Origin of the sequence: Roseomonas mucosa ATCC BAA-692 (genome assembly GCF_000622225.1) — a bacterium.
GTDB classification, from domain to species: Bacteria; Pseudomonadota; Alphaproteobacteria; order Acetobacterales; family Acetobacteraceae; genus Roseomonas; species Roseomonas mucosa.
Genome location: NZ_JHWD01000032.1, coordinates 14,639 through 35,355 on the forward strand (window position 1 = coordinate 14,639; position 20,717 = coordinate 35,355).

Annotated in this window: 22 protein-coding genes; 10 read left to right on the forward strand and 12 right to left on the reverse strand. The window is 69.5% G+C overall.

What is annotated here, in order from left to right; translation table 11 throughout:
* Positions 1-7: 7 nt before the first annotated feature.
* The 6 genes from BT98_RS0117965 to BT98_RS26260 all read right to left on the reverse strand — a co-directional run bounded on the left by BT98_RS0117965 (position 8) and on the right by BT98_RS26260 (position 6,265).
* The gene (locus BT98_RS0117965) at positions 8-1,213 is read right to left on the reverse strand and encodes a hypothetical protein (RefSeq protein WP_147292492.1); all 1,206 of its coding nucleotides are present in this window, start codon (positions 1,211-1,213) and stop codon (positions 8-10) included.
* Positions 1,214-1,485: 272 nt separating this feature from the next.
* Entirely contained in the window at positions 1,486-2,796 is a 1,311-nt protein-coding gene (locus tag BT98_RS24975; RefSeq protein WP_051544322.1) for a DotG/IcmE/VirB10 family protein, read from the reverse strand.
* The gene (locus BT98_RS0117975) at positions 2,796-3,770 is read right to left on the reverse strand and encodes a DotH/IcmK family type IV secretion protein (protein WP_051544323.1); all 975 of its coding nucleotides are present in this window, start codon (positions 3,768-3,770) and stop codon (positions 2,796-2,798) included. Before BT98_RS0117975 ends, BT98_RS24975 begins: the two co-directional genes overlap by 1 nt.
* Positions 3,771-3,790: 20 nt before the next feature.
* The gene (locus BT98_RS0117980) at positions 3,791-4,420 is read right to left on the reverse strand and encodes a DotI/IcmL/TraM family protein (RefSeq protein WP_027297364.1); all 630 of its coding nucleotides are present in this window, start codon (positions 4,418-4,420) and stop codon (positions 3,791-3,793) included.
* A gap of 64 nt (positions 4,421-4,484) precedes the next feature.
* The gene (locus tag BT98_RS27330) at positions 4,485-5,588 is read right to left on the reverse strand and encodes a hypothetical protein (RefSeq protein ID WP_147292493.1); all 1,104 of its coding nucleotides are present in this window, start codon (positions 5,586-5,588) and stop codon (positions 4,485-4,487) included.
* Positions 5,589-5,770: 182 nt separating this feature from the next.
* Positions 5,771-6,265 (reverse strand): helix-turn-helix domain-containing protein, encoded by a 495-nt coding sequence (locus BT98_RS26260; RefSeq protein ID WP_081798651.1) that lies wholly within the window; start codon positions 6,263-6,265, stop codon positions 5,771-5,773.
* Between the two features lie 98 nt (positions 6,266-6,363).
* Here BT98_RS26260 and BT98_RS0117995 point away from each other — a divergent pair, with 98 nt between their 5' ends.
* From BT98_RS0117995 to BT98_RS0118030, 8 genes are all read left to right on the forward strand, one after another.
* A complete protein-coding gene (locus tag BT98_RS0117995) occupies positions 6,364-6,795 on the forward strand; it encodes a hypothetical protein (protein WP_027297366.1) in 432 nt (143 codons plus the stop codon).
* A 72-nt stretch (positions 6,796-6,867) separates the two neighbouring features.
* The gene (locus BT98_RS0118000; protein WP_075822811.1) at positions 6,868-7,326 is read left to right on the forward strand and encodes a type IVB secretion system protein IcmW; all 459 of its coding nucleotides are present in this window, start codon (positions 6,868-6,870) and stop codon (positions 7,324-7,326) included.
* Positions 7,326-7,847 (forward strand): hypothetical protein, encoded by a 522-nt coding sequence (locus tag BT98_RS0118005; protein WP_081798652.1) that lies wholly within the window; start codon positions 7,326-7,328, stop codon positions 7,845-7,847. The genes BT98_RS0118000 and BT98_RS0118005 overlap by 1 nt, the downstream gene beginning before the upstream one ends.
* Before the next feature lie 18 nt (positions 7,848-7,865).
* A complete protein-coding gene (locus BT98_RS0118010) occupies positions 7,866-9,065 on the forward strand; it encodes a hypothetical protein (protein WP_027297369.1) in 1,200 nt (399 codons plus the stop codon).
* Between the two features lie 11 nt (positions 9,066-9,076).
* Entirely contained in the window at positions 9,077-10,513 is a 1,437-nt protein-coding gene (locus tag BT98_RS0118015) for a hypothetical protein (RefSeq protein WP_027297370.1), read from the forward strand.
* Positions 10,514-10,570: 57 nt separating this feature from the next.
* Complete coding sequence (locus BT98_RS24985; protein WP_037251467.1) at positions 10,571-12,892, forward strand: DotA/TraY family protein; 2,322 nt, start codon at positions 10,571-10,573, stop codon at positions 12,890-12,892.
* A 3-nt stretch (positions 12,893-12,895) separates the two neighbouring features.
* The gene (locus tag BT98_RS24990; protein ID WP_037251469.1) at positions 12,896-13,345 is read left to right on the forward strand and encodes a hypothetical protein; all 450 of its coding nucleotides are present in this window, start codon (positions 12,896-12,898) and stop codon (positions 13,343-13,345) included.
* A 56-nt stretch (positions 13,346-13,401) separates the two neighbouring features.
* Positions 13,402-13,719 (forward strand): hypothetical protein, encoded by a 318-nt coding sequence (locus BT98_RS0118030; RefSeq protein WP_027297372.1) that lies wholly within the window; start codon positions 13,402-13,404, stop codon positions 13,717-13,719.
* A 23-nt stretch (positions 13,720-13,742) separates the two neighbouring features.
* Here the strand turns inward: BT98_RS0118030 and BT98_RS0118035 are convergent, their stop codons facing one another.
* The 6 genes from BT98_RS0118035 to BT98_RS27335 form a co-directional block, all read right to left on the reverse strand.
* Positions 13,743-14,126 (reverse strand): type II toxin-antitoxin system VapC family toxin, encoded by a 384-nt coding sequence (locus tag BT98_RS0118035; RefSeq protein WP_027297373.1) that lies wholly within the window; start codon positions 14,124-14,126, stop codon positions 13,743-13,745.
* Positions 14,123-14,368 (reverse strand): type II toxin-antitoxin system Phd/YefM family antitoxin, encoded by a 246-nt coding sequence (locus BT98_RS0118040; RefSeq protein ID WP_239371580.1) that lies wholly within the window; start codon positions 14,366-14,368, stop codon positions 14,123-14,125. The genes BT98_RS0118035 and BT98_RS0118040 overlap by 4 nt, the downstream gene beginning before the upstream one ends.
* Positions 14,369-14,465: 97 nt before the next feature.
* On the reverse strand, positions 14,466-15,020 hold the full coding sequence (locus tag BT98_RS26265) for a hypothetical protein (RefSeq protein WP_126281768.1): 555 nt from the start codon (positions 15,018-15,020) through the stop codon (positions 14,466-14,468).
* A gap of 3 nt (positions 15,021-15,023) precedes the next feature.
* A complete protein-coding gene (locus BT98_RS0118050; protein ID WP_226945903.1) occupies positions 15,024-16,190 on the reverse strand; it encodes a hypothetical protein in 1,167 nt (388 codons plus the stop codon).
* Between the two features lie 32 nt (positions 16,191-16,222).
* Positions 16,223-17,020 carry a hypothetical protein gene (locus tag BT98_RS0118055; protein ID WP_126281769.1) on the reverse strand — a complete coding sequence of 266 codons (798 nt, stop codon included), beginning with the start codon at positions 17,018-17,020 and terminating at the stop codon, positions 16,223-16,225.
* A 538-nt stretch (positions 17,021-17,558) separates the two neighbouring features.
* A complete protein-coding gene (locus BT98_RS27335; RefSeq protein WP_126281770.1) occupies positions 17,559-18,068 on the reverse strand; it encodes a hypothetical protein in 510 nt (169 codons plus the stop codon).
* A 112-nt stretch (positions 18,069-18,180) separates the two neighbouring features.
* Here BT98_RS27335 and BT98_RS0118065 point away from each other — a divergent pair, with 112 nt between their 5' ends.
* Positions 18,181-19,416, forward strand: a complete 1,236-nt coding sequence (locus tag BT98_RS0118065) for an FIST signal transduction protein (RefSeq protein ID WP_126281771.1) — start codon at positions 18,181-18,183, stop codon at positions 19,414-19,416.
* Positions 19,413-20,441: a hypothetical protein gene (locus BT98_RS0118070; RefSeq protein WP_027297379.1), complete on the forward strand. Its 1,029-nt coding sequence runs from the start codon at positions 19,413-19,415 to the stop codon at positions 20,439-20,441. The genes BT98_RS0118065 and BT98_RS0118070 overlap by 4 nt, the downstream gene beginning before the upstream one ends.
* Positions 20,442-20,717 lie beyond the last annotated feature (276 nt).

Here is a 20,717-nt window from a genome sequence, read left to right on the forward strand (position 1 = left end):
GCGCGTCCTACTGGATGGAGCCGCGCTCAGCGCGCACGACCCAGGTCGCGCCCTGCTGCGCGATGGCGGTGATGCGGCCGTAGCCCGGCACCCGGTCACCGACGGCGACCTGGAGCTGGGTGCCGGACTCGCCGGTGTTGTCCACCTCGGAGAGCATGGCGAGCCCGGGAGAGGCCGCCTGGACCCGGTAGCGGCGCCTCACGGTGTCGCTGGGAGCCGGGGTCCGCGACGCGGCGGCGGTGACCGGCGGTGCCGGGGCGGGAGCTGCTGCCAGAGGCATTGGCGCCGGCGGCACCGGCGAACCCATGGCGGCCGCCACGGAGCCGCGCGCCTCGGCGAGTGCCACGCGACGCGAGAGATCGGCCGTGGCGGCATCGAGGCGCTCCCGGGCGGCCGCCATGTCCGCGCGCAGCTGCCGGTTCTCCTCGCGTAGGTCGCGCACCATGGTCCCGATCGTCGTCACCAGCCCCAGCACCTCGACCTGCTGCGGCGTGCTCATCGGTGCCGGGCGCAACCCGGCCGCCACGGTGACCGGATCGGGCGTCGCGAACTGGCTGGCTACCGTCGCGGGGGCCGGCACCGGGATGACCGTCAGGGGCGCCGGCGTGGTCACGACCCCCGCCGCCCTTGCCGGGGGTGCGGCGGACGCCACGGCGGCTGGGGGCGGCTCCGCCGCGGCGGTGGCTGCGGGTGTGCTGGTCGTCACGGACGGGATGACCGCGGTCGGCGGCGTCTGGATCGGGGCAGGGTCGGCAGGCGCCGTGACCATGGCAGGGCGCGGCGTGGTCACCTCGGGGGGCGTGCCGCCGGTTGCCACGGGCGGCCGGGCGGGGACTTCCCCGATCCGGGGTGCCAGTGGCGTCGGTTCCACGATGCGGCGAGCGGGCGGCGAGGCGGCCGGCGTGGGAAGGTTGCCTTCGGCCGTGGCCGGCGCGGGGCGGGCAGGGTTGGCCTGGAAGCCCACGATCTCCTGCAACTGCTGCTGCGGCGGGGCCGGGCGGTGCCGCTCGCGCTCGACCGGCGGCACCGACACCGGCGCGGGGCCGGCGGCGATCCGCGCCGAGGGCGCGACCAGCTCGGGGCCATGCGGCGCGATGACCTGCCGGGCGCCTTCCATCGCACCCTGCAGGCTCGCCGACACTCGCCGGAGGTCGAGGGGATAGATCGTGTTGTAGGGGGACGCCAGGAAGGCACCACCCGCGAGCAGCAGCACGGCACCGAGGGCCACACCACCGAGGAGGCGGCTGCGCCTCCTGGCGCGAGGGGCGGGCTTCGCCGGGCTTATCGCCTCGCTAGGCCGCTGCGGAGGCTCCTGCGGCGCACCGGGGCTCGACGGGCCCGCCGGGCCCGGCGCGTCCGCGGTCAGCGGCCGGAAATCGGGATGCGCGACGAGGTGGGTGTCCATGAGACGATCCTGCTGGGCGTTGGCCCGCAGGATCGTCCACCCCGACGCGAACGGCGCCCGGGAAAGCCACCGGCCAGGCGTCAGTCGGCGGCGCGCAGATCCTGTAGGAACATGATCCCGACCGGTGCATTGGCGGCGAGATGGATGGTCGGGCCGCGCGGCGCCGCCTGTTCCAGTGCCCGGCCAACCTGCTGCGCGGCGACGCCGGCACCGACCGCGAGCTGCTGCTCCGGGTTGAGGCGGGTGATGAAGGAGGTGCCACCCAGGGGGTTGAGCTGCCCATAGGTGTTCGAGGTGGTCGCGACGGCCTGGCCGAGCCCGGCGATGAAGGCCGCGGCGGCGGGCAGCACGAAGCGCTCCAACATCCGCTGGTCGACGTTGGTGGCCACCGCGGTCTCCATGCTGTCGGGGGCCACCACGATGCCGTCGGCCTGGATGGTCTGACCCTGGTACTGCACACGCGTGACGCGGACGACGAGGCGGTTGCTCTGCCCGGCCCGGTTGAAGCTGCCGATCAGGCGAGCGCCCGCGATGGGGCCGCTGTCGGCCTGCAGCACGATGGGACCGCCCGTCTCCGAGCTGACCGCCAGCACGGTGTGGGCATAGAGACCCCGCCCGGCCGGCATCAACACACGGCCCTGGCGCACGCTGCCGCCGGGGAGGGCGCCATCCGTCTCCGTGGTCGCCGGGCGCGTGACACGGCCGGCGGAAGCCGGTCGGGCGAAGGCACCTGCGCCGTCCCGGCCGTCCTCGGCGGCGGCGGATGGCGCGAGGGTCACGGTGGTCTGCCCCGGGCGACCCTGCCAGCCGCCGAACAGCCCATTCACCGCGGCGCGGAAGGCCGGATCGTCGGCCGGCGTCGTCGGCGTATTCGTTTGGGCGACTGTGCGGATCGGGTTCGGGGAGGGGGTCGCGCGCATCGGCGGAGGCGCGTAGAGCAGGGCCGGGGGCGGTGCCTCCACCGTGGCCGGTCGCACGGCCGGCGGGGAGACAACCGGTGCCGCCGGCGCGGGCGTTGCGATCGCGGCCGGGAGCTGGACGGGCGGCGGCAGCTGCAGATCCGGCGGAATGCCGCGCTGGCTGGCGTTGATCGGGGGCGTGAAGGACCGTCCAGCCTGCTGCGCTCGCTCGGCTTGCCGCTGGTTGTCGGCCACCGCGAGGCGGTCCTGGTAGGGGTTGCTGTTGGGACCACCCGGCAGCGTGTTGACCGGGGTCTGCCGCGCCGCGCGGCTTTCCGCGGGGGGCTCGGTGGAGCCGAGTGCCGCCCAGATGGCGGTGCCCACCACGGTCGCGCCGAGGGCGGCGATCCCGGCGAGCCGCATCGGCCCGGCGCCGAGGGCGCGGTTGAAGGGGTTGCGCAGCACCCTGCGCCGGATGGCGGCGTCGGACATCAGCGTTCCTCGCGCAGCTCGGCCGAGACCGTGCGGTTGTTGACGGAGAGCAGCACGACCGGCGTCTGCGCCAGTGCGTAGACCGTGGTTCCACCCTCGCCGTACTGCGAGGCGTCCCAGGGCGGCGACAGCAGGGTGTGGCGCGTGCGCAGGTAGAGCTGGCTGCCCAGCCGCCAGGCCCGCACGTCGTCGGGCGAGACACCGCTGACGGCGAGGGGCACGGCATCGGCCGGGGCCACGCCGGAGAGCATGGCGGTCAGGTAGGGGGCGCCGGTCACGGGCGCGCCCGGACGGGTGTCGATCTGAATGCGGGCGTTCGGCCCTCGGTTGGAGACGTGGATGCTGACATCCGCGTCGTAGCGCGACTGGCCGGCCACCAGCAGGAAGGAGATCGGCTTGGGCGCCCCCTGCAGGTTGACCAGCAGGCCGCCGCGCGGCGCCACGGACATCGGCGTGATCTGGATGGTGTTGGAGCCGCGCACCGGGACGCAGACATGGAAACCCGTCAGGTCGGCAGACGGCCCTCCGGGGCCGGCGGGTCCGGCATTGGGCGAGGTCGAGCAGCCGCCGACGCCGGCACCGCCGCCGCCCGAGACGTTGGCGTTGTTGGAGTTGGTATCCCAGGCGATGGGCCATGGCTGGCCGGTGTTGTCGAAGAAGCTGAGCGCGGTGGGGTAGCCGCGCACGGTCTGCACGATGGAGGTCGGCTGGCCGGGCTGGAAGCCGACATTCACCGGCCGGCTCACGGGCGCCGCCACGATGGCGACGCTCTCCTCCTGGGCGCGGCGCACCTCGCCGTAGCGGCGCGCCAGCTCGCGGATCATCTCCGGGGTGAGCGGGATCGCGTCCTCCAGGATGCGGTCGCGCGTGGCGGCCCGATCCGCCGGGCTCGGCGGTGGCGGCGCCTGGGCCGATGCGGCAGCGGCGAGCACGGAGCCCGCGGCAAGGCCAAGGATGGCGTGACGGACATGCACGAGAGGAGCTCCTGATCCGGCTATCGGGCGATGGCGACCAGCTGGTCGATCATCAGGCCGTCCGGACGATCCTCGTCGTTGGTGCGAACGACGACCGTCGAGATGGTCAGGTTGGTCTGGCTCGTCTGCTGCGAGTTCTCGCAGGTCTGCACGATGGGAAACTGCACCGTGTGGCTCAGGCGCCCCCGCACGATCTGCGTGTCGGCGATGGTGGCGGCGCGCTGCGCCTGGGCGTAGCAGACCATGCGCCCGGCCTTCATCGCCTCGAAGTTGCCGCTGGCTTGGTAGCTACGGGCGAAGCTGTTCCAGCCCTGCAGCGAGAAGCGCCGTCCCGCCGTGTTCAGCTGCGTCGGGTAGTCGTGATAGTTGACATTATAGGCGGCGAGCACCGCCCGGACCGTCCATTCCAGCAGCTGCGCGTCATCCACGACGGGGCTTTCGAGCGCGCGGATCGGCCGCGGCGGGTTGCGACCGTCGACCAGGAAGTAGCGGGTTTCGCTGGGGCGTGTCTGCAGCCAGTAGGAATGCGCCAGCGCCGAGAGGGTGACGACGGACATGGCGACCGTCAGGAGGGTGAGGCGATTGACCAGGCGTCCCTGGAACTCCGGATCGCTCAGCCGGTGACTGATCGCCGTGCGCGCATTCTGCATGACAAGGTTCCATCCTGATGACGGAATCCTCGGTCATGGTGATGCGAACAGCCACGGATCGCCGCTAATGGTCCAGGTTGGATACCTCTCGCTGGTAGCCGCTCGACCGCTTGGTGAGTGGGGCGACATAGGTCCATCGGTTGCCGAAGAACAGACGACCCGCATGCTTGTGGCATTGACGGACCTCCATTCCGGCCTCGTGCAGCCGCCTGCGCGCCAGGTCGGGGTCATAGGTGTCGGTCAGCTCCTCCCGCGGCCGTGGCGGGACATTCATCAGGTGCAGCCGCGATACGACGGCGCTGAAGGGAATGCCGAGATCGCGGGCGACGGCGCGCGGGTGCTGGCCGGCCCAGCGGGTGCTCGCGAGGTAGAGTTCGAGGCGTGGCGTCCAGGCCACCTGACCGCGGCTGGCGCGCACCTCGACGGCGAGCGGCAGGCCATCGAAGCCCGTCAGCGTCCGGACGCGCCGCATCCCGGCCTCCGGCGTGGGGAGGGGGGCCATCTCCGCCTGGGTATCGGCCTGCTGCAGGCCACTCGTCCTGCGCCCGGACACCGCCGCGGTGGGAGCCTCGACGGGGGACAGGGTGCAGATGACCTGCGCGCGCCTCCGAGACGTCAGGATCGGGGGCTGTGCGACGGGGGAGTGGCTCACGATCGGCGGCAATGCCTGACTGCCGCCCGCGAGAGATGATCCGGCTCTGGGGGCTGCAGCGGCCTGTCGGGCCTCGCCCATCTCGCCGACCGCGCGGATCGTGGGGCGACGGATGTCGCCTCGCCGGCGGCTCGGGAGGCCGAGGCGTCGGCTCAGGGCGTAGATGCCACCCCGGGAGCGCCCGAAGGTGTCGGCCATGCTGCCGCCGTCCCAATTGGCGATCCAGCACTCGATGAATAGTGATAGATCACTGGTCTTCCAGGCACGAGGATGGTTGCTTCGCCGCATGGGATGATCGGGCGGCGTGGCCATCCCGCATGCCACGACACGCTCCAGAATGAAGGCGACGGTCACGCCGAGGCAGCATTGCAGGGCTTCCAGGCCGTGTCCCTTCGCGATCATCGCTGCGAGAACCCGGTCGAACCTCCAGTTGGAGACCGTGCCCGCCCCGCTTGGTGCCGCGCCCTGGTTACCCTTCCTGCCGGCGACAGCGCCGCCGGAAATCTGCCCTGACATGCCCGAAGCCCCAGTCGTTCCCGGGCGCACACTGTCACAACCGTGATCGAAGAAGCAATGAGAATTGGATTTAACCGAAGCGATTTGGCGTTGTTTTCGGCTCTATCGCAATCAAGAACCAGGGTTCCGTCCATGGCCCTTAAGGCTATCCTACTGTATTCGCTGCCTTCAGGGGATCGGGACTACCGCTTGCTGCGGCCACCATAGGGGTTCGATCGTGTTCGCATCGTCCGGGCTAACTGCACCAGACGATCGATTTCGGCCAGGACCGTATCGAGGTCCTCCAGACGGTGCCCCTCGTCGCTCTCCGGCTGAGATCTCCTGCCTGTCCTGCGGTCGGGCTCCGGCGCCGTGTCGCGCTGGCCCTCTGTCGCATAGATGGAAGGCAGCAGATCGGCCGGCTCGACGCCAAGGCTTCGGGCGATGCCGAGCAGGGTCTTGAGCGTGAGGTACTGCAGCCCGTTCTCGACCGAGAAGATCGTGGTGACCTGCAACCCGGCCTTCACGGCCAGCTCTGCCTGGGTCAGGGACTGTTCAGTCCGGATTTCCCTGATGCGTCTGCCCACGACGGCAAGATAGGGATCGACATCACGCTCCGCGCCGCGAGTGCGGCGAGACGGCGCCGAGGGTACGGCCGTTGGCGATTGGGTAACCGAGGCCTGCTCGGGCTTCTTCATCGGGGACAGGCCGCCCGGCCGTCACGCCCGGGCATCGGACGTCGTGGATGCCGTTCGCATCGGCGAAGGGCAGTGGAGGGAGAAGGAGAACCCACGCCATGGCATTTCCCCCGGTCGTCCTGTTGACCTTGCAACTCCTGCACCCCTCCACTGTCCCGGTTACCCCGGTCGACTTCCGTTTGATGCCATCCGGCGCCGTCGTGGCGGAATCCGGCCATATGGATCAAGCGAATACACCCCATGGTAGCACCGATACATCGCAAACGCCCACCCGCCGCTCATCGCGGCCGGCGGCCGGCGATGCCGGGCCCGCCAGGATGCAGGGCTACGGCACTGATATCCCACTGTCATTTGCCGTCCGGCAGATCGTCCCGAGGGGAATCAGGGTGGTCTACGGCCCCGGTGTGACACCCGAAACAACGGTTTCCTGGACCGGTGGCAAGGTCTGGTACGAGGTCCTGCGGGACGCCCTCAAGCCCCAGCGGCTTCGGCTGCTGCTCTCGGGGCAGACCGCCACCATCGCCCGCTAGGCCGGGTGGCTGGCACGCCGTTCGCGTCGCGCCCTGCCAGCCTGTGCCCTCCTTGGAGAGTGGAGGGGCACCGTGCCCGACCTGGAGCGAGATGGCGTCTTGGAATGGGTCCGGCGCGCCGAGCCCGCCGTGGCGGCGATGGTGGCGGGACTGATCCGGTCCGTGGAGGACGATCCGGCCGTGCTGCCGCTGCTGACCGCATTTGGCCAGCATCTCGATAAGGATGCCGGCGGCGGCGGCAGCCTCGCCGGCCTTTTCACCGACGAGGGCCTGCATCTCCGGGAGGCCATGGCCCAGCTCGGCGTCGCACGGCTGCTGCGGCTGCTCGCCTGGTTCGACGAGGCGCCCGTGGGCCGCTTTCATCCCTGGCCCGAGGCCCTGCTGCGCGACGAAACCACCGAAGCCGGCGCCTGCCTTCGGGCCATGCTGGCGGCGCTGCACCGCCAGACCCTGCTGGAACGCCTGTTCGCCCCAGCGCGGCTGCAGCTGCTGGCCGAGGTCCTGGGCGAAGCCCGCCGGGAGGCCGCGTGATGCGTCGCACCTGCCTCGCCCTGGCGCTGCTCGCGACCCTGCTCGCCGCGCCCTCCCTCGCCCGGGCGCAATCGACCGGCAGCGTGGGCTGTACCGCGATCACCCAGGCCGCCGCCGGAGCCATCGAGGCGCGGGTCCAGGCCGACGACACGGCCATCCAGGCGCCCACCAGCGTCCGCAACCTGACCTGCCTCGACGGCTTCTTTCGCGGCGTCGGCCTCAACGTGATCGCCAGCCTGCTCGATCCTACCAACCTGCTCGACGCCATCCAGGGTCAGATCTGCGCCACGGTCAGCCAGGCCTGGCAGTCGGCGCTCGGCTCCATCCAGTGCGGCCTCACCGTCAGCGGCTTCAACCTGGGCTTCGGCGGGATCGGCGGTGGCCTGATGTGCCCGCGTCTGTCCTTCGGCGGCGGCGGTCCGCCCATCGGTACCTTCGGAACGGGCTTCGGGACGTCGGGCAACTTCTACGTCAACGGCTCACCCCTGGCGCCCTCCGGCTACACCCTGCCAAGCCGCTAGACGGCACGGAGCGATCCCATGCGGAAACATCTCAGGACCACTGTCGCCATCCTGGTCGTGGCCGGCACCGTGACAACGGTTGCCCCCCGCCCGGCCCATGCGGAATGGCCGACCTTCGATGCCGTCACCCACCTCCTGCTGACGCAGGCGCAGCAGGTCCTCAACAATGCGATCACCCGTGTCTATGACAACATCACCAGTATCGGGAACCTGATCGGCGACCGCATCACCAACATGGGGGGGCTGCTGGACACCAAGCTGGGCGATGGCTTCACCCAGGTCTCCAACTATCAGCGCGCGCAGATCAGCGCGGTCCAGCAGATCGCCGACGCCTCCAACACCGCCAATGCACGCTTCCAGCGCGACATGCGGAACACCGAGATCCGCGACGAGCACACTGCCTCGCCGCAGGCCTGCCTTGCTCTCGACAGCGGCCAGGCGGCCACGGTGTCGCGCATCCAGGGCGACCGGATCGCGACCGCCATCGCTGACGTCATGGACTTGCGGGGCGAAGGCGGTCAGGGCACCGCCGCCTGGTACGGGCAGGCGCAGTCCATGACGTCGAGCAACGCGCTGCATCTCGCCCGCTACTGCGACCAGGACGAAGAGGCGGCTGGCCTCTGCACCATCTCCGTTCGCCCCAATGCCGACGTGCGAGCCTCGTCCTTCAACGGCCGCGAGGTCTACGCCGACGTCGACGAGGTGAACGCCGCGAACGACTACGCCACCAACGTCGTGCAGCCGGTCGTGCCGGCGGCGCTGCGCGGCGACCACCTCACCTCCGTTGAGGGTCAGAACGCCTCGGCCCTTCGCCGGGCCTACGACGCCCGCATGTCCCTGGCGCGCTCTGTGTTCAGCACGCAGATCGCCATGACGGCGCCGGCGGTGACGCTGAACGAGGCCCAGCGCGCCCAGATCACGGCGCGCGGCGGCACGCCGCCCGCGGCCGGTTCCTGGATGCAGGTGCTCTCCCTGGAAGTGGACCGTCGCTTCTCGGATACGGCCTGGGCGGCGTCTTTGCAGGCGATGACGCCGGCGGCCGTCTCGCGTGAGATCGCGGCGCAGCTCGCGCTCTCCAACTACCTCGCGCTGCAGAACCTGCGCGTGCAGCAGCAGGTGGCGGCCGTCGGCGCGGCGAACCTCGCGATCGCCGCCGAGCGGGGCTTTCCCGGCGTCGGCGCGACCCCGATCCCCTCCCCGTCCTTCGTCGCCAACTGAGGAGCTTTCCCATGTCCACCACCCTATCCGACGCGCCACGCCCAGCGGCGCGTGGTCCCGATCCGCTCCGTGAGCTGTTCGACCGGATGAACGAGGTGCGTGCCACCCTCTCCGGGCACGATCCCAGGCTGAGCCGCCAGATCGAGGAGGTCACCCGGCTGCTGCACCAGCCCGATGTCGTCCGCGACGAGGCGCTGCGGACCCGCGCTGCCTACGCACATCAGGATTTCTCCCGCCTGGCCGGTCCGGTCGGCGGCGTGCCGGAGGGTCTGCGTGCCGAACTCGGCCGCCTTGCCAACTCGGCGCCGGGGCTGGAAAACGAGCGTATCCGCGACCTGCTGCGCGAAGTGCCGGACCTGCGGGATCGGCGCCTCGCCCATGATATCCGCACCCTCGCCGTCGTCACGGGCAAGGAGGGTGGCGACCAGTACCGCCCCGACGTCATGGATAAGGTGGAGGCGCTGGAGCGGCGGGTGATGACGCTCTCGCCGACCTTCGGGAGTGCTGCCGCCCGGCACGCGCAGCCTGACCTGGCCGCCGGCGGGCCGCAGGCGACCGCAACCCCAGCCGCCGCGGCGTCCACGGCGCGGACGCCCCAGCCCGAGGAGAAGCCGACCGTGCCGGCTTCGCCGTTGGTGCAGTCCAGCGTCTCCCCAGGCGAAGGCGCGCGCGCACCGCGACAGCCCGAGACCGGCCAGCAGGCTACCCAGCAGCCTACCCCGGCCCCGGCCGCCATTCGTGCGGCCGAGGGGCAGGCCCAGCCGGCTCAGCCCGCGCTGGGTGCCCGCGATGCAGGTCCGGTCGAGCGGCTGGTGGCTTCGATGGTGCCCCCTCGTCCCGCCAGCCCGCCTCCCTGGGAGCCGCAGCCGACCCCGATCACCGAGCGGATCGGGAGCTACCTGGCCAACCGTGCCGACAGCAAGGCACTGGAGACCGCCGAGGCGTCCGGGCAGCGCGCCGTGGATGCTCTGCGGGGCTTCGCCCAGGGGGCCGGCGCGGCGGTGATGGCTCGGATCAATGAGGCCGCCCGCTCCGATCCCCGCAGCATGGAGGGGGTGCTGGCCGAGATGCGCGAAGGTGGACGGCATGCCGAGCTGCGCACGCAGTTCAACAACGCCCTCGTCCAGGAGAAGGGTCTGGCCGCCGCTTACGATGCCGCCGCCTCGGCCGTGAAGCAGTACGGGACCGATCGCCAGGCCGCCGAGGCGGTGATCCTCAAGCGATCCGAGCCGGCGGCCCTGGCCGGGCGCTTCGAGCGGCTCGACGCCGCCATCGGCGAGGCCGCGTCCCACCTGCCCAGCCGCCAGGAGGGGAAGAGCGTGGTGGACGAACTCGGCCAGAAGGTCGCCGAGCTGGTGCGGCGAGCGGCCGACGCGGTTCGCAACGTCTTCCAGCAGGACCATCGCCAGGGCGTCTCGGCCGCCTCATCCCCGTCTCCCAGCCCATAGGCTCATTCGCGTCGCCCTCTCCCATCCTCGTCTGCAAATTCCGGCCGCGAGGATGCGATGCGACGCCCAACCCTGTTTCTGGCCCTGGCCACCCTGGCGCCGGTCCTGCTCCTCGCGGGGCCGGCGCTCGCCCAGGGGACGGGCGTGAACCTCAGCTGGTCCGCCCTTGATCCCGGTGACGACTGGGCTGCCATAGTCATCCGCTCCGTCTTCCCGATCAATGGCTCGGCCGGAACCGTCAGCACCGGCAACGCCGCCACGGTGATCGGCACCCTGGTCCGCTCCCTCACCGGCTTCGTGGCGGCCATCGCCATGTTCTACCTCGTCTATTCCATGGTGATGCAGATCTGGCGCGGTGCTGAGACCTCGCGCCTGCTCACCGACGGCATGAGCGGCATGATGGCCCTCCGTCTCGGGGTGGCGGCGATCTTCATGTTCCCGCTGGCCAACGGCTTCTCCGCCGGGCAGGCCGCCGTGGTGCAGGCCTCGATGTGGGGCATCGGCATGGCCAAGACCGTCTACACCTCGGCCGTCACGGCGATCGGCGCCGATGCGCGCGTCATCGCCGATCCGATTGTCCCGGGCAGCCGCACCATCGTCGCCGGGCTGATCCGCAACGAGTTCTGCCGCGCACTCGTCAACGCCGCCGCCAACAACCCCAACCTGGTGCCGGCGCCGGGCGCCATCGCCTCAAGCGGGGTCGGCAGCGTGCCGGCCTTCGAGACCTGGGCCTACCGCCTGTCCAGTGGCAACGAGAGCGGCGCCCCGGCCTGCGGCACCGTCACCCTGGCCCAGCCGGCCAGCACCAACACCGTCGCCGGTGTCGATGTCGGCATGGTCGACCAGCAGCGCCGGATCCTGAACAGCGTCGTCACGGGCAGCATCCGGCCGCAGGTCGAGAGCGCCGCGCAGGCCTTCTACGCCACCCGCCAGGCGTCGGCGCTGCAGCCACTGCTGGGCGTGCTGACCAGCGCCACCAGCCAGTACAACAGCCAGCTCACGGCGGCAGCCAGCGGTGCCATGAGCCGCATCCGCGGCTCCCTGCAGGATGCCCGCGGCAGCGGCGCCACCCCGGACGCCACCGCGATCCGCCTGAGCGCGCTCGGATGGTCGGCCGCCGGTGCCTACTATCTCGAATTCTCCCGCCTCAACGGCGCCACCCTCTCGCTGATGAGCGGCGTACCGCGCGTCGAGCGTCCCTCCTATCTGGGCCTCGGCCCGGCCCTCACCGCCGATGTGGCGCCGCTTTCCGCTGCCGCCGAGGCGTTCATGGAGCGGGTCAGCGCCTACGTCGCCACCACCGACCAAGCCAACACGCCCTTCGGCGGCTCGGGCCTGTTCTCCGGCGCCTCGCCGGCCGAGGACGGCGCCGGCATGATGGAGCGGGTGTTCCGCTCCCTGGGCCTGAGCGAGCGGATCCTCGGCCTCGTCACCAACTACTTCGTCACCCCTGGTACCTTGGTCTGGATCGACCCGTTCGGCAGCCTGATGCAACTCGGCCACGCCATGGTCGCGGCCGGTATGGGGGCGCTGGGGCTGGCGGGGATCGGGGTGGGCGGGTCCAATGCCGTCGGCACCGCCCTGGGCGGCGTGCCGCTGGTGGGTGGGGTGCTGGCGGCCAGCTTCAGCGGATTGGGCAAGGCGTTGGAATTCCTCGGCCCGGCGATCTTCGCGCTGATCTCCGGCCTGCTCCTCCCCGGCCTGACCATCGCCTTCGTGCTGCCGCTCATCCCCTTTCTGATCTGGGTCGCCGGCGTCGCCGGCTGGCTGATCCTGGTCTGCGAGGCGGTGATCGCGGTGCCGCTGTGGATGCTGGCGCACATGACCATGCGCGGCGAGGGCCTGCACGGCCGGGCCACCGAGGGATACTCGCTGCTGTTCAACGTGCTGTTCCGCCCGGTGCTGATGCTGCTCGGGCTGTTCCTCGGCTACTTCATCTTCGCCAGCATGTCCTGGCTGCTGCGGCTGAGCTTCGGGGTGGCGGCAGGCTTCGTGCTGGGCAACGGCTGGATCGTAACCAACGTGCTCGGGGTCGTGGTGCTGCTCTGCGTCTTCGTGCTGGCCCACGTCGTCCTGGCGCTGCTGTCCTTCCGCATGATCTCCCTGGTGCCCCACCACGTCCCGCGCCTGATCGGCTTCCTGCCGGCGAACCGGGTCGACATGGACGGCTTCAGCCGGGATGCTGCGCTGGTTGGGGCGGCAGGGGCATTGCAAAACATCGACGGTGCCGCTCGAAGGCTTGGTGGTTCGGCTCGCAATTCTGGTGATCGAACCCTGGCGCCGACGGCAATAGCTGGACCGCAAGGGCGGGCAGCAAGTAAGGAGATGGACTCTACCCTCCGGGCATCGACAGAGATCTCCGGCGCTAGGGATGAATGACCGATGAACGATGACGGCGAGAGCCAAGGAATGAGCGGAACGGCCGGCTACCTGCTAGGCAGGATGTCGGCAGAAAACGCTCGTTCGCGTTCGGATTGGGTCGATAATCTTGTGGCCCGTCGGCGGCGCCCGGAAGCGCGTTTCTTCCGTGAAGCTGATGTACATGCGAAGATCGCTGAATGGCAGGCTGCGCTCGCCTCAAGGGACGCCATCATCGATCAGCTACAGGAGCATGCTGCTGGTCTCGCCAGCGAGCGGGATCAGTGGCGTGACTACGCGAAGGCGATCGAGGGCGAGCGGGAGGAACTGAAGGAGCAGTTACGCAGCCTGACCGTGAACGCCAACCTCATGGTCGAGCGCCTCGACGAGTACGACAGGGCGAACGAGGCGCTGGAGGCGGAAGTCGAGGCGCTGCGCGCCGAGATCGCCCGCCTCAAGGGCAGTGGCGGGTAGCGCAGGCCGTTCGCAACGATACTGGGCAGCATGGGGCCGCAACCAGGACAGGCCCCATGCCCTACGCTCGAAACCTCCTCCTCGCCGCTCTCGCGTCGATCCCACTCGCGGCCTGCAGCAGCGGCAACATCCGCACCGCCGGCAGCTACAGTGCTCCGGCCGCGCCGCAGGTCCAGAATCCCAACTACGATCCCTATGCCGCTCCGGGCACCGTCAATGCCACCTGGGCGCCGCCCGTGCTCAACCGTAACGGCACCATCGTGAAGCCCAACGATCCGCGCGGGGCGATGGCCGGCAGGCCGGACTACGAGCATGCCCCGTGGGCCACGGGCGCGGCCGGCGGTGCCACCTACGCCCCACCCGGCACCTTCTGACGACCTGGCGGCCGGTGCGGCGGCTATCGGGCCGGCCGCACATCCGTGCGGCTGAAATCGTCGCCGACGTAGAGCAGCGGCGCGTCGTGCTCGATCGCCAGCACGTAGGCGAAGCAGTCGCCGAAGTTCAGCCCCGCCGGGTGGACGCCCTTGCCCCAGCGCGCATAGGCCTCGGCCATGCGCCGCGCCGTCCCCGGTGTGACGCTCGCGACCTCGAAGCCCAGGCCCTCGACCAGCTGGCGCATCTCCACCCCGAGATCGCGCCGGCCCGCCACGATCAGCGCCTCCGCCATGGTCCCGGCCGAGATCGCCAGGGCGTCGGCCGCCTCCAGCACATCCATGCAGGCCTCGGCCTCGGGCTCGTCGAGCAGGATCGCCAGCAGCGCCGAGGTGTCGACCGCGATCATCGCGGCAGCCCGGCCTCGTCGTACAGATCGTCCTGACTGCGGGCGGCGCTCACGCCGGCCCGTGCCTTGGCGGCACCGACGCGGCGCAGCTCCTCCATCAGGGCGCGGCGTCCGGCTGCATCCGGTGTCCGGTGCACCGGGACCAGGCGCACGGCGGCGCGGCCATGACGCGTCAGCACGACCTCGTCGCCGGCCTCGGCCCGGCGCACCAGCTCGGTCAGCTGCCCCTTCGCATCCGTCACGGAGACCTGCACGATCGAACCCCAGCAGAAAGCCTCCCGGCGAAATAGACCATCGGGTGGTCCATTTCAACGATGCTGGCGCTGAGTGGTATCGGGGTCAGCCGGCGCTCGGCCAGAATCGGTCGGCCGATCGGAGGTACTCCCCGGCCGAGCCCAGCCGCCGCGTGCGCAGCTGCCAGTTCGCCCAGGCATTGCGGAAGGCGAGCACGAAGAACGCGGCGCAGAAGGGCAGGAACTGCACCGCCGCCCAGAAGCGTCCCTGGCCTGCGGGAAGCACCGTCATCTGCCAGGTCCATAGCCCCAGCGCGGCCCAGCCGGCCGCGAAGCAGCCCCAGGCCACCCGCGCCGTCTGCCGGCGCCGCCGCAGCCAGCGCCGCTTCAGCTCGAACTCGGTGAGGCCCATCGCGAAGGCCGTCGCCCCCGGGTCGAGGCGGCCGTCCTCGTCGGCGATCGGGCCACGCACCGGGGCCGGCTCGCGCCGGATCGCGGCGACGAGGCCCCGGACCAGCCCGTAGCCGGACCGGATCTCGGCCACTCCGGTCGTCTCGGCGGCCCTGCGAGCCGCCCAGCGGGGGCCGGCGAGTAGCCATCCGAAGCGCCGACGACTACCAGGGTGGTCGCCCTGCAGCCCGGGTCCCAGGTCGATGGCCATGGCTCAGCCCCCGGTTGCGGTCGCGACCAGCGCCTCGAGGTTGTTGGGCAGTCCATCCGTCCGCCCCTCCGTGCCATCGGCCCGGCGCCAGACCAGCGTCGGCGTCCCGCGCAGGCCGATCGAGGCCGCTGCGGCCCCATTCTCCCGCAACCGCGCGGCCGCTTCCGGCGCCGGCGGGGCCCGCAGGTCGCCCCGGCTCCAGGCGGCGATCATCGCTTCCTCCGAGCGGCTCAGCATCGCGAGCGCGTCGGCGGTGCTCCGCCCGGCATTGTGGTGATCGAGGATGGCCACGGGGATCACCGACAGGTGCAGCCGGCCGGCCGCGACCAGCGGCTGCAGGCGCCGCAGGGCCTGGACCGAGTAGCCGCACTGCGGATCCACGAACATCCAGACATGCGGCGCCCCCTCGGGGCCCGCAGTGCCGGCATGGGCTCGCTGGGCCACCGCGACCGGGCTGGCGGCCGGCGCGACTGCCCCGCCGCCGGCACCTTGAGCCGGCCCGCCGGCCGGCTGCGTCGCACCGGGCGCGACGTCCCCGATGGTGACGGTCGGGATCGCCCCTTCGATGCCCGCCACATGATCGCGGGTGAGGTTCTTGCCCGCCGTGTCCCACATCACCCCGGGAATGACGCGCTCCCCGTCGGGGGTCGCGTAGAATACCTGGAAGGCGTCGCCGCTGCGCAGCACCACGCTGCGAAGGCCCTCGCGCTCACCGAGATCCGTGACGCCCGCGCCCCCGATCTCACGGAGACGCGCCAGGGTCAGGTCCACCGGAAAGCCCGCCACCATGGCCCGTCCGGAAGGCAGCACCGAGAGCAGCATGAACTCGGCGCCGGAGCGGGCCACGACCAGGCGCAGGCCATGGCTCAGCCCCAGGTCCTGCAAGGTGGCACCGGCCTGGGACACGCGCTGCAGCACCGGCACCGAGAGATCTCCGCCGGGCGTCGCCACCGTGGCAGGAGCTGCTGACGGCGCAGCCGCCGGCGCCGCGGCACGCTGGACCGCGGGCGTGGGCGCGGTTGGCCAGGCCTGGGGCGCGGCGGATACCGGAGCCGGGAGGGCCAGGGTGGGAGGCGCATCGGGCCCGGCAGAGGCGGGGCAGAGGGTCTGCGCCATGGAGATGGCCGGCAGGCCAACCAGGGCGCAGGTGGTCAGGAGGATGCGTCGCATGGGTCTCGTCCGGTGCTGATGACCGGCCGAGCCTAGGAAGGGGCGATGCGAACGGGGCTGTCGTGATACCCCGCTGCCGGGGCAAGGACGACGGGCTCCATGTTGTCGAGCAGCTGGCTCGTGGCCGACAGGACGTTGAACAACACAGGGGTGAACCAGGGCCGCGTCTCGAAACTCTCGCAGAATTCCAGGCCGCAGAGGAGCACGGCGGCCAAGGCGGTGATACCCGCGACGGTGATCGGCGCGGCGAGGGCGAGCTCGTCCAGAACCTCGTCCAGAGGTCGCTGAGCATCGAGGTAGGCCTGCTCCTCGGCGGCGACGTCGCCGGCACCTGCCCGCATGAGCGAGCATGCCTGCCGCGAGAGCGCCACGAGATGCAGATCCGCCGACCTGTCGTTCGCTGCCTCGATCACAGCGGCGTCTGACAGAATTCGTGACAGGTGAGCATCGAGCGCCACCATGTGGGCGGTCGTCAGAGCCGCGAGACCCTCGTCCGGCTCCTCGTCCCGCCGCATCGAGCAGAGGGTGAGCAGAATGTCGCTTTGCAGGAGCAGTCCCCGCGCCGAGGTGGGCGACAGGCTCGCCGCATGAAACACAGCGCGTCCCAATCTCTTCTCGACCGCGATATGCGAGGCGCTGTCTGACTCGCCCTCGTTCGGCCCCGCCCTGCGACGAACCGTCGCCGCCTGGCGGCTCCAATGTTCCCGGACCTGTCCCAGCAGGGCGATTTCACGGCGCAGGCTCTCCAGTGCCCATTCGTCGCCGCGTGTACCGATCGGGCCGGGGAAGGTCGTGATCTTCTGTCCGGCCCTGGTCGGGAACATGGTCACGCGGCCCTCCCGGCCAGGCTGGTGCGGCCAGCCGTGGCGGCGTCGTCAGGGAAGATGGCGGCTTCGGCCGGCATCCAGGCGTCTGGTTCGCACGACGACATCGCCCTGGAACCCGAACTGTGTCCGCAGCAGGATGAGCAGCCGATCGAGACTGCGGAAGGAACGGCGTACTGCCGTCTCACTGTCGCTGAGGACATGCCAGTCCGGGTGCCAACTGCCGACAACATAAACCGTGAAGATGTTGCCGCCATCGGCCGCTGGCTCTTGCTCGACCAACACGGAACGGAGGTAGCGACCGCTGCATAGCAAATGCCGCAGTTGACTGAAAAGGATCGGGGGAGGCCCGACGAGTGGTTGGACCCCCTCGGAGGGAACGGCGCGGTCGGCTCGACCATCGGATCCTGTGCCTTGAGTGTCGTTGCCGCGTCCCGCCATGCCGACAGAATGCGCGCCCATGTTACGTGCGACCAGTGCTGGAAATGCGCGTCTATCGCCGAGTGCTCATCCGCTTCGTCGGCTGAAGGCACCACCTGCGTCGTCACACATCAGCAATGGCGTGGAGCACTGATGCCAGCGATGGATAGCGTCGGCTGTCCCCATCGAATTCATCGAGCTGCCAGCCACCTTCTGTGGGGTAGGCGATCCAGCTCGGCGTGCCGTCGAGGTCGCCGATCTCGACGACCTTCGAGGCATGTTGACCCGGCTCGGGGATGCGTGCCCGTAGCCCCCAAGGCTCGGCCCCCGGATTCCAACGCGCGATTTCAGCATGATGCCGGCAGCCAAGCGCCTCGTTCGAGCAGATGGCACGCGTGGCTCCCGTGGAATCAACGCAGTAGAGGGCGAAGAGATTGGCATTAACCCCAATACGCTCCGTCGGCACGGTGCGATTTAATAGAAATGTCCTTAGATTGTTGGTCCAGAATCCCATGCCGTCTTGTCCCACTTCAAACTTATTCAATGAGTTGATAGCGGGTAACGCAAGCTGAACACTCGTAGCAACGACAAAAAACCTGATCCAAAAATAAGAATTTGTGTAAAACTGCGCCATTCCACGAGAAAGTCACTGCTCCGAGCGAAGCTATACATTCCTTCCCAGTGAGGGTTGCTCATACCTAGTGGCGATTTTAAGGTTATGCGCGAAGGACGGAGAGATAGGCCGCGTGAAGAAGGCAAATCGCACACATACTCACGGAATTGTGACATCGTTCGGGCGCTCCCCGGTTGCGGTCGATGCTGTCCGTGGCTGCCTCGACGACATGCGTCAGCATTGCGATGCTCCGCCAACGCTGGTTCTTCTCTTCGGGGGTGGAAAGCTGGAGCCGGAGGTGCTCCTGGAGACTCTCAACCAGACGCTTCCGGGTGTTCCCGTCATCGGCGGATCCGCCGCCGGCGTGATCGCGACGTCAGCGTTGGGCTGCACCGGCCTCGAAGTCGGGATGGTCGCCTTTTTCGATCCGGCGGTCACGCCGAAGGTCCATGCGACCTATGAGCTGTTGGAGAGTGACTACGAGGCGGGCCGACAGTTGGGGATGTCGGCACGCGGCACCCACGCGCCGGCATCCGCCGTGCTGCTCTTCTACGACAGTGTCCGCGCCTTCCAACCACGTCAGCTGCACCTTGCCGGCTCCGTCCTCGATGGCTTCCGGTCCGGCTGGCAGCGAGAGGCCCTGGTCATCGGTGGCGGTTTGCTGACGGATCTCAATCTCTCGGATGGCTGGATGCTGCTGGATGGCAGTGTGCGCCGCCATGCCGCTGCAGCATTGGTCTTTCCTCCCGGCGTCAGCATCTCGACGGAGGTGCTTCATGCCTGCAGGCCCGTGAGCGCCTACATGACGATCACCAGGATCGAAGGTGCCGAGGTGTTCGAGCTCGATGGCGACCCGGCACTGGACGTCATCGAAGAGCGCATCGGCCAGCCGCTCGTTGACAGCGCCGGCCATCCCACGCGGATCCTGACACTCGGCGAGAAGCTCGACGATCCCTGGGAAGTCGGATCGCCCGAGGATTACGTCAACCGGTTGATCCTGACAGGAAACCGCTCTGTCGGAAGCGTCACGCTCTTCGAGCCCGATTTCAGCGAGGGGACGATGGTGCAGCTGATGCAGAACGACAGCCAGATCATGCTGGATTCGGCCCGGGACGGCGCACTTGCCGCGATGCAGGCGACTGCGGAGGGCACCGATCCGTTCCTGCGTCTCTATATCGACTGCGCCGGGCGCGCCAGCATGATGAGCGGCACGGAGACCGAGGAGGCCAAGGTGGTGACGGAGACGCTGTCCGATGGCGTGCCGTTCCTGGGCTTCTATTCCGGCGTCGAGATTGCACCGGTTCGTGGGATCAGCCGCCCGCTCGACTGGACCGGCGTGCTTGCAACCCTGCGGGTGCAGCGGTCGTGAGCCGAGATCTCAAGAACTCCTTCGAGAAGGAGTTCCTCTACTATCGCCGCTTCTGCGACCGGTTGGGCAAGGACGTCCAACGCCTGCAGGCCGAGCGGGATCGCCTTGCCCAGGAAGTGAGGCTGCACCTTCTGCAAGGACGCTTCGAGCGCGACCTGAGCCACACGGCGGCCTACGCTCTGGACATCGAGCACCTGACCGAACGGGTCCTCGACGCCATCGCCCAGCACATGCTCTCAACGAAGGCCCTGATCCTGGCGGAAAGCGAGGCGAGCCGCGGAGAGTTCTGCATCGTCGCATCGCTAGGCCACGAGGCGGCGGCGCGGAAGCGTGTGTTCACCTTGAACAAGATCCCCGTCCTGGCCCTGATCGAAAAGGATGGTGGCGCTGCGACGGATCTTCGGCGCTCCCTCGCACCCGTTCTCGATTTCCTGGGTCCTGGCCCATTCATCTGGGAGTACGACGAGGAAAGCGGCTACGCGGTTGCTATCCTCGGCAGCATCGGCCAGAGCGAGGAGATATTCTGCCAACAGGCGGAGGAGTTGTCGCATACCGCGCTGACAGGTCTGGTGCATGGTCTGTGGCGCCTGCGTGCGCGTGAGGCCGTCGCCTCAGAGACCACTAATGGCCAGGGTCTGGCTGCCCAACCGCTCGGGGAGGTGCAGCGTTCCGATGATAGGAGCTCCGGGCCAAGCATGGATCCCGGTCGCCCGACGATCCGGGAGAGCGAGATCACGGCACAGCTCGGCCTGGGCGGAACGATCCTCGACGTCACGGTTCTGGCGCAGGCGGATGGCGAGTTTCGGCTGCTGCTGCGTCCGAGCTGGGGGCGTGGCTTTCGTTGCGTCGCGACCTATCGACGGAACAGCGACCGTACCTACAAGGACTTCAGCCGGCTTCTGGCCTTCGTGCGCGGCGTCTGCCGCTACCATGGCCCTCTACGTGTGCTGGAGGATAGCGAGCCGGAGGTGCCTGTGCATCAGGTGTCGGGCATGATCTTCAACACCGGAACGAAACCGAATTGACGGCTGTGCAGTCAGCAATTTTCTCTTGCGGTGGATCGCGCCTCTTTATGCGAACGACCCAGTGAAAGTCACAAGGTTTGCGGCGATTGGGCATGCGGCTTCGATCTCATGTCCTGGGGCCGAGCTGTGTCCTGCTGCTGGCGCCGTGCCATGGTCCTTTCCAGAGGGAAGCCGTAGGCACCTCAGGCGGTCCCACGGCATTGTCACGTTGGCCAGCTCTGGCTGGAACGAACTCGTCAGGCGAAGCTGGCGGCATGCCGTCCGAGCCCACCACCT